The following is a 12,760-nucleotide window of genomic DNA, read 5'->3' on the forward strand; positions in this document are numbered from 1 at the left end:
TTGCGATTGTGGCATCACATAAAATTTGGTAGATTGAGCACATGAAATCCTACCGCACATGGGTATTGTTGCTGACGTTATGGTTTGCCTTGCTGCAAACCATTGCGCCGCTGATGCACGCCCATGCGGCAGGCGATACGGCGGCTGACGATGGCCCGCACATGCACATGGTGGATATTCCTGCACTGCATGATCAGGCCGAAACTTCCAAACACCCGTTTCACTGGCATATGCACTCAGATAAATCGCATGGTCAAATTATAGGTTTGGGCCAGGCCATCAGTGAAAGTAATACCTTATTGTCATTGATTGATGCGCTTGCGAGCCTTTGGCTGCCCGCACTGATACCTGCCCTCCTGTTATTGTCCTTAGTGCTAGCGCTGCCACGTCGCCAATTTGAACGACAGCAACACGACAGCGTCCTTCATCCGTCCCCGCTTAGCCGCCATAACCCTCGCGCGCCCCCTCACGCCTGAACAAACACCTAACGCATCGGTTGGCAATCGCCATCCGTTTGCCTGTTTTGTTCAGGAGAATCTATGTTTCATCTATCTCGGGGAGTGCTTCACTCCCGGTTAATCGCATGCGGCATATGGCTGATGATGAGCCATGCCATGGCCGAAAGCATGGCCAACCTGGCCAGCGATCACGAAGACACGGTTGCAGCCAATCCGCGCTTGAGCCTGCATGAGGTCTTGCAGCAGGTTGTCGCGATTCACCCACAGCAATCCTTGCTGGCCGCGCATCAGCAGATGGTGCAGGCGCGCCGCACCATGGCCAACAGCTGGTTGCCGCAAGCACCGTCAGTCGGCTTCTCGCATCAAAACGATGCCTTGATGAGCAACCGTGACGAGCGTGAATGGCAAGCGCAAGTACAAATCCCGATCTGGTTACCCGGCCAGCGCCAGGCGCGCAGCCAGGTCGCCAGCCTGGCCGATGACAGCCTGTCACAAGACCGAGCGGGCTTGCAGCAACTGGCCGCAGACCTGCTACGCAATGCGGTCTGGGATATCGCCATGCGCCACAGCGACGTCGACCTGGCTGATGCCCGCCGCAACACCATGCGCAGCCTGACCGAAGATGTACAAAAACGCTTTAAGGCTGGCGAAGTAGCCAAGCTGGAGGTGATGCAGGTAGACCAGGAAACCCTGCAAGCCGAACGTCTGCGCGTGACTGCCCATGCCGAGCTCATGCATGCGCAATTCCGCTACCAGCAACTCACTGGACTAAACGAAATTCCGGCAAAACTGGAAGAGTCACTATCGACCCGTGAAGACTACGCCGACTCGCCTTACTGGCAGGCCGCGCAAGCCAAGGTCAAGCTGGCAGAAGGCCAACGCGACCTGACCATGATAGAGCAGCGGCAAAACCCGCAGCTCACACTCAGCACGCGTACCATCCAGGGCGGCTTTGATTACGCCTACAACTCCAGCATGGGCGTAGCGATCAATATTCCGCTACAAAGCGAAGTGCAACGCGCCCCCCTGTTGGCCAATGCCGAGCAGAACATCGGCGATGCGCGCACCCAGCTGGAAACTTTGCGCCGCCAGTTGGAAAACAACCTGCACGAAGCCGAGCATAACCTGCATGTCAGCCGCCAGGAACTCACCCTGATTCAACAGCAACAAGCCATCGCCAGCGAAAACGCAGCCCTGGCGCGCAAAGCCTATCGTTTGGGCGAACTCGATCTCAACCAATTATTACGCCTGCAATTACTGGCCTTTGAAGCTGAACGCAGCTTAAGCAGCCAGCAGCTACAAGTGCAATGGAACATTGCCAAATACAACCAGGCCGTAGGAGTCCTGCCATGAAAAGAATTCTGTTTTTAATCAGCTCAATTTGCCTGTCGTTGCACACCTCGGCAGCTACCCTATTACCGCTCTCACCCGCACAACTCAAACAGATGCAAGTGCAATGGGGCCATTTGCAAGCCCAGCAAGAGGGCCTATCCGCCAGTTATCCGGCAGAAGTGGTGTTACCGCCGACACAAACCCGCATCGTCACCGCGCCACAGGGTGGCTTGATTACGCGACTCATCGTCAGCGTGGGGGATAGCGTCAAACAAGGCCAGGTCATCGGCCAACTCAGCAGCCCGGATTTAGTGGCCTTGCAAAGCAACTATTTGCAAAGTGACACCCAGGCCAGGCTGCACGAGCAGGCGCTCAAACGCGATCAGGAATTGTTTAAAGATGGCATTATTGCCCAGCGCCGCATGCAGGAAACACAAAGCGCTTATGAAACCAGCCAGGCACTGATGCACGAGCGCAAACAGACCTTGAAACTGGCGGGCATGAGTGACGGCCAAATCCAGCAACTGGCGCAAAAGCGCAGCATGCAAAATGGCATGGCGATTATCGCGCCTATCAGCGGGCAGATTATGGAGCAGCAACAGCAGGTAGGCGCACGCGTGGATATGGCGATGCCGATCTATACCATCAGCAACCCGACACCCTTATGGCTGATGATACAAGTACCCATCGCGCAAGCCCAGCAATTGCGCCCCGGTGCCGCAGTGCGCCTGCCTAAGCACAACTTGACGGCCAAGGTTGACACCGTATTACGGCAGTTGAATAAAAACAACCAGACGACCCAAGTGCGGGCCACGATCAGTCAGGGCGCAGAACAGCTCTCCGCGGGGCAAGTGGTCGATGTGGCGCTGGTGGAACAAACCACACAAGGCAGTTTTGCCGTGCCCAGAAGCGCAGTGGCCAGACAAGGCGAGCAAGCAGTGATCTTTGTGCAGCAGGCCAAGGGCATAGCGGTGACACCAGTGAAGGTCATGCTGGAACAAGACCAGCAGTTAACCGTACAAGCCGATTTACGTGGCAACGAGACCATCGCCGTGCAAGGCGTGGCCGCGCTGAAAGGCCACTGGCTTGGCCTGGGTGGGGAGTAGATCATGCTCAATTGGCTCATAGAAACCTCGCTCAAGCAAAGGTTGCTCATCTGCGTCTTTGCCATCGGCTTGCTATTCGCTGGCTGGACCGCGTATCAAACCATCCCGATTGATGCGTTCCCGGACGTCTCTTCCACGCAGGTCAAAATCATCATCAAATCGCCCGGCATGACACCGGAAGAAGTCGAGGCGAGGATTACCGCGCCGATTGAAGTCGAGATGCTGGGTATCCCCAAGCAAACCAGTTTGCGCGCGGTGGCCAAATACGCACTGACCGACATCACTATCGACTTTGAGGACGGCACCGATATTTACTGGGCGCGCCAGCAGGTCACAGAGCGCCTCAACAATGCCTGGCCCAATTTGCCCGCCCAAGTCTCCGGCGGTATCGCGCCCATGACCACCCCGCTGGGTGAGATGTTTATGTTTACCATTGAATCAGACACGCTGAGCCTGCAGGAAAAACGCTCCCTGCTCGACTGGGTGATTCGTCCGCGTTTGCGTACTGTGCCTGGTGTCGCTGACGTCAACGCGCTGGGCGGCTTGGTCCGCAGCTTTGAAATCGTGCCCGACAATGCCAAATTGCAGGCGCGTGGCATTGCGCTTAGTGAGTTGCAGCTAGCGATCAGCGACAATAACCACAACGATGGTGCGGGTCGCCTGCAAGATGGCGAAGAGTCCTTGCTGGTGCGGGCCGAAGGCGCCTTCAAGACGCTGGATGATGTGCGTAACACCGTACTAAAAGGTCACCCAGGTAGCCCAGTACGCATAGGCGATGTGGCAGAAGTACGCATCGGTGCCTTGACGCGCTATGGCGCCGTTAGCCGTAATGGCAAAGGCGAAGCCGTCGAAGGCCTGGTGTTGGGATTGCGTGGGGCCAACGCCCGGCAAGTGGTAGAAGGCGTACGTGCCAAACTGGCGGAAATCGCCCCCGCATTGCCTAAAGGGGTCAAAATTGAAGTGTTTTACGACCGCGGCAACCTGGTAGAACAGGCCGTACACACGGTGAATAAAGCGTTGATGGAAGCCGTCGTGCTGGTGCTGGTGTTGCTGGTATTGTTTTTGGGTAACCTGCGTGCCGCACTTACCGTCGCCTGCGCGCTGCCACTATCCATGCTGGCAACGTTCTGGCTGATGCAGCGCTACGGTATGTCAGCTAACCTGATGTCATTAGGCGGCCTGGCGATTGCCATCGGCATGCTGGTCGACTCTGCCGTGGTGGTGGTCGAAAACATCGTCGACCATCTGGCGCATGCGCAAAAAACGCCTGAGCAAAACAAAGTTAGTATTATCCTAGCCGCCATGCGTGAGGTCAGCGTGCCGGTCAGTGCAGGCATCGTGATTATTATTACGGTGTTTTTACCCCTGCTCACCTTGCAAGGGCTGGAGGGCAAACTGTTTGCCCCAGTCGCGCTTAGCATCATGTTTGCGCTCGGTTCCTCGTTGCTGCTCTCACTGACCATCATCCCAGTGCTGGCATCGTTCCTGATCCAGGACCATGCCGCTGAAGACCCATGGCTAATCCGCCACCTCAATCGCTGGTACGCCCGCAGCCTGCGCACCACCATGCAACACAAACGCCCGGTGCTGCTAGTGGCCGCCATCCTGCTGGCGCTGACCGTGGTCATCTATCCACTGATAGGCAAAACCTTTATGCCCACCATGGACGAAGGCGATGTCATTATCGGCACCGAAAAACTGCCTTCGATTTCATTAGCACAAAGTGTTGCCACCGATAGCCACCTGCAACAAACCCTGCTGCAACAAGTGCCGGAAATCCAGGGCGTTTATTCCAGAGCTGGCTCGGACGAACTTGGCCTGGATCCCATGGGCATTAACCAGACCGACAACTTCCTGCTACTTAAACCGCGCGCGCAATGGCAAGTTGCCGATAAAGCAGCACTGATCGAAAAACTGCGCCACGTCATGCAAAGCGTGCCTGGCTTGGATTACAACTTCACGCAACCGATTGAAATGCGCGTCAACGAAATGATCCTCGGCGTACGCGGAGATTTAGCCCTGAAGATTTTTGGCACCGACCTCAAAGTGCTTGACCAGAAAGCGCAGCAAATCATCAAAGTACTAGAGTCTATCCCTGGCAACCAGGATGTCTACACCCCGCAAAACAGTGGTGTGCAATACCTGCAAATAAAAATAGACCGCGTGGCCGCAGGCAGGTTGGGACTCAGCGTGTCTGATATCAACGCCCTGCTGCAAAGCCAGCTCGAAGGCAAACTGCTGGGCATCGTGCTCGAAGGCAACCGCCGCACGCCGATACTGCTGCGTGGCAGCCAGGTGGTACGTGAGTCCGCTTCAGACTTCAGCCAGCTCATGCTCGCACTGCCACAAGGCGGCACTGTGCCACTGTCCAGCGTTGCGAATGTTGTGCGTGAAGAAGGTCCGGTCAAAATCGACCGTGAACGTGGCAACCGCATGGTCGTCGTCACCGCCAACGTCAAAGATCGCGACCTGGTGAGCTTTGTCGAAGAAGCCAAACAGAAAGTCACACAACAAATCAAACTTCCCGAAGGCTACTGGCTGGTATGGGGCGGCCAGTTCGAGAACCAACAACGCGCCGCGGCACGTCTCAGCATCGTTATCCCGATCGCGATTGTGCTGATCGCACTGCTGCTATTCATGACTTTTGGTTCATTCCCCAAAGCGCTGCTCGTACTCGCGAATATTCCGTTCGCCATGATAGGTGGTGTGTTTGCCTTGTGGCTCTCGGGTGAATACCTGTCAGTGCCCGCCTCCGTGGGCTTTATTGCTTTGCTAGGCATTGCTGTGCTTAATGGTGTGGTCATGGTGAGCCACTTCCAGCATCTGGCAGAGCAAGGCATGGCTGCGAGCCATATCGCTTATGAAGGCGCCAAACGCCGATTACGGCCAGTGCTGATGACCGCCAGTATTACCGCGTTTGGCCTGATTCCACTATTGTTTGCAACAGGACCGGGGGCGGAGATTCAACGGCCATTGGCGATTGTGGTGATTGGCGGGTTGATTACAGCAACGTTTTTGACGTTGTTTGTATTGCCGATTTTGTATCAGCATTTTTTTGGTAAAGAGAGAGTGGATTAAATGAGAAATTAATTCTTTGGAGCTTTAGAATGGAGCGTTAAACAAACACCTTTTTCGCCTGTTGGCGAGTCACTTTCTGGTGCTTGTCCCCCAGAAAGTAACCAAAGAGGAAGACACCCAGCCATCACGGCCTACGGCTCCCTTACGTTGCTCAACAAAATAAGCCGGTCACGAAACTCATCCTAGCGGGCTGCAAACTACGCAGCCCACCGCGGGATTCGGACAGTCGCTCCCTCTTCTCTTATTTTGTCTCCGCGACTCAGCGTGATGGAATGGGATTGATCTCGCCAAACTCACAGCGTAACAATTTGAACGGTTGGATAGTCCAACCATCGTGGCGCTCACTGGTTTTCGGGCCCCCATCTGCCGCGCCGAGCAACGCAGGGTTGACGGGAGTCTTCGGCAAGCAACTGTTTGAGCTCCGTAGGAGCGAGTTTTTGATTGCCGCCCGTCAAGCCGAGTAGCACAGGAAATAAGCGGAAGCTGGGGTGCATTTCTTTTGGTTACTTGTTCTTTGTGCAAGCAAAGAAAAGTAACTCGCCAATAAGGCGAAAAGAAACCTTCCCTACACGAACAAACCTAACAATTACCGTCTAAACCCAATCCACAACAAGCCACCAATACTCAACACCAGAAACGCCCAGTTCCCCCAAAAAACATAAGGCGTCTGCCCACGATAACTCTGCGCTTCACCAGTCAAAATTACTGCCTTATCATGTGCGGCATGCTGCAGTACCTGGCCATTTTTATCGATAATCGCCGTCGCCCCGGTATTAGTACTGCGCAACACCATACGCCCTGTTTCTATCGCACGCACCTGACTAAATTGCATATGCTGGTCCGCCGCAAACGATTGTCCGTACCAGGCATCGTTGCTGATATTCACCAGTAACTCGGCTTGTGGCAGTTGCTGGGCAATCTCTTCGCCAAACACGTCTTCGTAGCAAATATTGACGCCGACTTTTTGTCCGGCGATCAGCAGTGGTTGTTTGGAGGTGCCGCGGGATAAATCACTCAGCGGCATATGCAGCCAGTCGCGATAGATCCAGCCAAACACGCTTTTGAGCGGAATAAACTCGCCGAATGGCACCAGGTGGCTTTTGGAATAGGATTGCGTCACTGACGCCCCTAGGCTGATGGCACTATTAAAGTATTCACCTTGCTTGCTCTCAACCACCCCGACCAGCAAATCGCCTTGCTGTTTTTGGGCGTGTTGTTTCAGCGCATCAAGGTACACAGGAGCAAGCTGTTCAAGCAATACAGGTAAAGCGGTTTCCGGCAGGACGATTAACTGCGCGTTGGCTTGCTGCACCATGTCAAAATATTGGCGCAAGGTTTGTTCGGCATGCTCGGGCGACCATTTGATGGTTTGGCTAATATTGCCTTGCAGCATAGCAACGCTGACTGGCTTGCCCGTAGGCTGTGTCCACGGCACTTGCGTGAATAGACTGCCGCCGACGAGTAACAGAGCCAGGATGCCCGCTGGGCGTAAACGCTGAGCAGATGTCATCGCACTGACCAAACAGGCCGCAAACAACATCACCAGCGCAGAGACACCATAGACACCCAGCACGGGTAAGAACCCTGCCAATGGGCTGTCTGGCGCCTGACTATAACCCAGCGTTAACCAGGGGAAACCGGTAAAAATCCAGCTGCGTACCCAGTCTGACAAGGCCCACAATAACGGCGCAGCCCATAACAAATGGCCCAGCCGCTTGGCCAGATAGCCTGCGGCTGCCGGGAACAGGGCCATAAACGCACACAGGCACAAAGTGCAGAATCCGGCGAACCACCAGGGCATGCCGCCAAAGGTATGCAGACTAATATAAATCCAGTAGATGCCAAACCCATACAGGCCGAGACCAAAGGCCAGCCCCAGTTTAAAGACTTGTGCAGGTGTGGCCGCCTGTTGCCACAAGCAAAGTAACGCTGCCAATGTTAGCCAGGGCAGCCAGAACAAACCATAGGGCGCAAAACCAAATACGCTAAGCGCGCCTATCAATAGTGCCACTATAGCGCGTTGCCACATGGGGGCATGGCTTGCCCAAGCGTGAACAAAACTCAATGCGACCCTTTCACGATGCGCCTTTAACAGCTTGTATATCCGCCATGGTCAGCCAGGCAGAAAAGTCGGCCGACTGCATGACTTGCCATTCAATCATCCTGGCGATGGCAATCGGGTCACGCGGATCAATGACTTGTGTCGGGCGTGCCGGATGGCACATCAGGACGGGGGGCAGGTCTTTTTCAGGGATGTCCAGTTGCTTGAGCTGTCTGGCCCAGTGTAACCAACGCGCCTGATAGGCTGCGGCATCCCCCTGGAAATCATATACGCCCAACAATATGGGTGACACCCGGAACCCTGCCGCTGCGGCAAGTTGCTTCAGCTTTTCTGCCCCTAGCCAATGGATTATTCGGGCCTTGAGGCCACTGCCTACCGGGGGGCTGGATATGCGCAACCATGGCCGCTTGGCCGGGGCCAAGTGGCTGTATCGATGTTGCAAAATGGTGAGCAGTGCCTCGCGGATGATGGGCAGCTGATGGACGTGTAAATGGCCATCAATATAATCCGGCGGCGTATGCAACGCATCTTCAAACGCATCTAGCTGTTGCTTGATATTGGCCATCACCTTTTGCGTGCTAAGCAAGCCAGTCAAGCTACGTAACACCAGCACTGGGTGAGAAACTCGCATGCTGCGCGAAAACTGGGTAAAGTCGAGGTGCAGGCCAAGGTCCGCCTTGGTGCGCAGTTGCGGGGTGAGCTGCCGGGCACTCTCCGGCCAGCGGGGGCTGAGCGTCATGCAAGAGGTGGCAGTCAATATGCCACGCTCAATCAGCGTCAAAATGGCAGCATCAATCGCGGCTGACTGGGCATAGTCATCTGCACAAATAATCACCTTAGCCATGTAACACCTTAATCATGCTGAAAAGCCCAGAAGCGGCTCAGCAGCCAGGTGCTGATTGCGATCAACACCATCACCACGCCAAGCGCAAACCAGAATGGCAACGGCGTGTAAGTCAGAGCCAGCCACAACAAGGCCTGGTTGCCAAAAAAACCGAGCAAAGCCACTGCCAGAAACTTGAAAAATGCGGCAAGATGGCTTGCCTGTGTGCCACGAAACGACCAGCGGCGATGCCCAACATAGCTCACCGGGAAGGCGCATAAAAAACCTAGCCAATTGGCCTCGGCAGGCTGCCAGCCCCAGGCGTGCATCAGCAATGCCACGATGTAATGTACGCCAGCCGCCAACGCACCCACACTGACAAACCCTAATACCGAGGCGCGCATATATGCCTCAAGGCTGATCGCTGGCTGCAGCTGGAGCAACCACTTCAGCCACAATATAAGGTGGACGACCTTTGACTTCGTCATAGACACGGGCGAGGTACTCGCCCAGCACACCAATAAATAACAACTGCACGCCAGCAAAAAACATCATGCTGGCCACCACGGTTGGCCAACCAGGGACAGACTCATGGAAGAATAAGGCATCTACGACCACCACGGCGCCATAGGCAAATGCCAATAAGGCCAATGTTGCACCCGTTAAGCTGGCCAGTCGCAAAGGCAAGACCGAGAAACTGGTAATGCCCGTCCACGCCAGAGCAATCAATTTGAGTTTTGAATAGGCACTCTCGCCGTGTAAACGTGGCAAGGGCGTATAAGGAATGCCAATCGACTTGTAGCCGACCCAGGCATAAATACCCTTCATAAAACGGTTACGCTCAGGCAGTGCACATAATGCATCCACCACCGCGCGGTTCATCAGGCGGAAATCGCCTGCATCACGCGGGATTTCCACGTGGGTACTGGCGCTCATCATGCGGTAAAACAGGCGCGAACCCCATAACTTGAAGGAGGACTCTTGCTCACGGTCCTGGCGTACGGCATACACCATGTCGTAGCCTTCACGCCATTTTTCCAGCATGGTGAACATGAGCTCTGAAGCATGCTGACCATCTGCATCCATGCAAATCACCACATCGCCTTTGGCATAACTTAGGCCGGCGCTGATGGCGTTTTCCTTGCCAAAGTTACGCGAAAACCTGACCAGGGTCACATGACAATCCTCGACCAGTGACTGTACAACCTGTGAAGTCTGGTCCCGACTGCCATCATCAACAACGACGATGTCCCAATGCGGTGACATCTGCTGCAATACACTGCGAATATTTTGCAGTGTATGCGCAATGTTTTTTTCTTCATTGTAAGCAGGCACCATCACCGTGATATGCGGTTGGGCGGTGAGGCGGTGAGATTCAACTGTTGTCATGGCAATCAGATTAGCAGGTTCGATGCGGTTATTGTAGCGGATTGCTACTAGTTTTTGGCCGGAGTGGCCAGGCGGTCAGCCCCTTGTAACTGGCGACGGTCTTTAATCACTGCCAGCCACATGCCCTGCCGCTGTACACCACCGATGAGCTTGCCCTTCATTACTTCGTGGCAATGCATATTAGTGGTAGACAAGAAAAAGTCGGCCTCTTCCCAACGACGGGTGACACTAAAACGGCCATCGAGGTAAGGTTCGATTTGTGGCGTATCAACACAGGCCGCCACCCAGTAAGGTTTGGTGCGCGCAGGCAAATGCATCTCGGTGAGCTGATCAGTCGCCACACGTAAAGCGCTGGACCAGTAATCGCCCTCCCATTTAAATTGGGCCTGGGCTTGATCGCCTGCCAGACGGTTAAGTCTGGCGTATTGGTACGGATGCAATTGCACAATATCGACCAAAGTCACCAGCATCAGGCCGCCAATCACGCCAGCCCAAATGGCCTGATAGGCCACTTTTGCATGCAGATCACTGTGCGCCAACGCCTGCAATACGGCCACGATAGCCCAGGCGGAGAAGATCGCTAACAATGGCAATAAAAAGGTAAAGTGACGCACGCCGTTATACAAAGCAGGCCGGTCATCCATCACAAAGACGAGTGGAAACAAGATACCCACCAACAGGGTGTACATAACTATGCGTGTAGACTGATCAGCCAAGCGCAAAGATTGTCTGCCAGCAAACCACAGCAAAGGCAGGCTGAAGATGCCTAACAAAGCCGCCTCAGGCAATTTAACCGCCAGATACTGAAACAGATAACTGCGTGGCACTTCGCTAATGTTGTAGACCACACCATTGGCAATAGTCTGCATATTAAAGTCAAAATGCGAGAAGGACTTGGCGGCTTCCAGCAAATTGTCCGGCTCAATCACACTCCACGGCCAGCACATGGCCATGAATACGAATGCCAGCACCGCCGCAGGCAGCAAAACAACCACCATACGCAGCAAGCGCGACCAGATCGGTGTGCGTTGATACTTGTGGTCAAGCAAGACCCGTATAAGCACCAGCAACACCAGGTAGATCACGGCAAAGGCACCACCCACGCGCAAGCCTAACGCACCACCGACTGCGAACCCAAGCAGCACAATGGCTTTACCACTGACATTTTCCATATCACGCACCACCAGCGCCGTGGCATAGAGCGCCCACAACATGCACGTGGCGAAAGGCACGTCTTTGGTATGCGTAAACATGGTGCCAGACCATGACACGGTGAGGAACAGCAACGTCATCGCCAGCAATGCCAGTCGCTCGCCGCCCAGTAAATGCGCAAACCTGGACACGCCGTAAAAACCCAGCAAACCAAACAAGGCCGAGAGCAAATGGCGGATATCCCAGATCATGATCGGGATATAGGGGTCCAGCGCAGCGGCAATAATGTCAAACAGGCCGCCATACAGATAGAGATTCCTGTAGTGGAACGCGTCCTGGTCTTTAAAACCGGACTGATACCAGTCGAGCAGCATCTGGCCATAAGTATGCTGCACATACTCGTCGTTGCTGATGCCGTGCTGGCGGAAAGTGAGGGCTACCCAAATGATTAATGCCAGCCAAAAGAAACGTATCAACCAGCGATACGTAGCAGCTGAGCAAGCTTGGGTAAAAAGGTGTTTCATGGGTTATTTAATCGTGAAAAATCAACACGCGCAAGCGTATCACGACACCCTGCCTGAGGATAGAGCGCGACGCCTGTCACGCTCAAATAAATCTTGGCCAGGCGAAAGCGGCTTAATTGCCAGGATCAGTATGCACTGAGAAGCGATAGCCGGAACCACGCACGGTCTGGATCATTTCCTCATGCTTGGAAGCTACCAGTGCATTGCGCAGGCGGCGAATATGCACATCGACCGTACGGTCTTCAACAAACACGCGGTCACCCCACACTTTATCCAGCAGCTGTGTACGGCTATGTACGCGCTCAGGATTGGTCATAAAGAAGTGCAGCAATTTAAACTCGGTCGGGCCGAGTGGAATATGCACATTATGACCAGTCACGCGGTGTGTGGTCGGGTCCAGGTGCAAACCGGCGATCTCAATTGGATCATCGGTCATTTGTGGTGCGCGTCTGCGCAACACGGCTTTGATACGCGCATTCAACTCACGCGGGCTGAATGGCTTGGTTACATAATCATCTGCACCCACTTCCAGGCCGCGCACTTTATCAAACTCGTCGCCACGTGCAGTCAGCATGATAATCGGTACTTCTTTGGTCAGGCTGTCAGATTTCAGACGGCGGGCAAACTCAATACCACTCATGCCTGGCAACATCCAGTCCAGCAAGATCAGGTCTGGCATGGTTTCACGTAACAACATTTGTGCATGTTCAACGCTGGTGGCACGGATAGCATGATGCCCCGCCTGCTTGATATTTAACGCCAGCAATTCCTGAATCGCCGGTTCGTCTTCTACCACCAAAATATTCGCTGCTGCCATGACGCTCCCTTTAAGCAAT

At 54.4% G+C, this 12,760-nt stretch carries 10 protein-coding genes; 4 read left to right on the plus strand and 6 right to left on the minus strand.

Going from position 1 to position 12,760, the window contains the following annotated elements; all coding sequences use genetic code 11:
• Positions 1-41 precede the first annotated feature (41 nt).
• From INP79_RS13485 to INP79_RS13500, 4 genes are all read left to right on the plus strand, one after another.
• Positions 42-476, plus strand: coding sequence for a hypothetical protein (locus INP79_RS13485; protein WP_194754765.1), 435 nt, complete (start codon positions 42-44; stop codon positions 474-476).
• Between the two features lie 123 nt (positions 477-599).
• The gene (locus tag INP79_RS13490) at positions 600-1,811 is read left to right on the plus strand and encodes a TolC family protein (RefSeq protein ID WP_194754766.1); all 1,212 of its coding nucleotides are present in this window, start codon (positions 600-602) and stop codon (positions 1,809-1,811) included.
• The gene (locus tag INP79_RS13495; RefSeq protein ID WP_194754767.1) at positions 1,808-2,896 is read left to right on the plus strand and encodes an efflux RND transporter periplasmic adaptor subunit; all 1,089 of its coding nucleotides are present in this window, start codon (positions 1,808-1,810) and stop codon (positions 2,894-2,896) included. The genes INP79_RS13490 and INP79_RS13495 overlap by 4 nt, the downstream gene beginning before the upstream one ends.
• Before the next feature lie 3 nt (positions 2,897-2,899).
• The gene (locus INP79_RS13500; protein WP_194754768.1) at positions 2,900-5,974 is read left to right on the plus strand and encodes an efflux RND transporter permease subunit; all 3,075 of its coding nucleotides are present in this window, start codon (positions 2,900-2,902) and stop codon (positions 5,972-5,974) included.
• Between the two features lie 586 nt (positions 5,975-6,560).
• On the opposite strand, the gene lnt is transcribed toward INP79_RS13500, so the two are convergent.
• From lnt to phoB, 6 genes are all read right to left on the minus strand, one after another.
• Entirely contained in the window at positions 6,561-8,003 is a 1,443-nt protein-coding gene (gene lnt, locus INP79_RS13505; RefSeq protein ID WP_228520010.1) for an apolipoprotein N-acyltransferase, read from the minus strand.
• A 46-nt stretch (positions 8,004-8,049) separates the two neighbouring features.
• The gene (locus INP79_RS13510) at positions 8,050-8,880 is read right to left on the minus strand and encodes a ChbG/HpnK family deacetylase (RefSeq protein ID WP_194754770.1); all 831 of its coding nucleotides are present in this window, start codon (positions 8,878-8,880) and stop codon (positions 8,050-8,052) included.
• Positions 8,881-8,888: 8 nt separating this feature from the next.
• Complete coding sequence (locus INP79_RS13515) at positions 8,889-9,263, minus strand: GtrA family protein (protein WP_194754771.1); 375 nt, start codon at positions 9,261-9,263, stop codon at positions 8,889-8,891.
• A 7-nt stretch (positions 9,264-9,270) separates the two neighbouring features.
• Positions 9,271-10,248 (minus strand): glycosyltransferase family 2 protein, encoded by a 978-nt coding sequence (locus INP79_RS13520; protein ID WP_194754772.1) that lies wholly within the window; start codon positions 10,246-10,248, stop codon positions 9,271-9,273.
• Positions 10,249-10,295: 47 nt separating this feature from the next.
• A complete protein-coding gene (locus INP79_RS13525) occupies positions 10,296-11,924 on the minus strand; it encodes a hypothetical protein (RefSeq protein ID WP_194754773.1) in 1,629 nt (542 codons plus the stop codon).
• 112 nt (positions 11,925-12,036) lie between these two features.
• Complete coding sequence (gene phoB / locus INP79_RS13530; protein ID WP_019883356.1) at positions 12,037-12,741, minus strand: phosphate regulon transcriptional regulator PhoB; 705 nt, start codon at positions 12,739-12,741, stop codon at positions 12,037-12,039.
• Between the last annotated feature and the right edge of the window lie 19 nt (positions 12,742-12,760).

This window comes from Methylophilus sp. QUAN (genome assembly GCF_015354445.1).
GTDB lineage: Bacteria > Pseudomonadota > Gammaproteobacteria > Burkholderiales > Methylophilaceae > Methylophilus.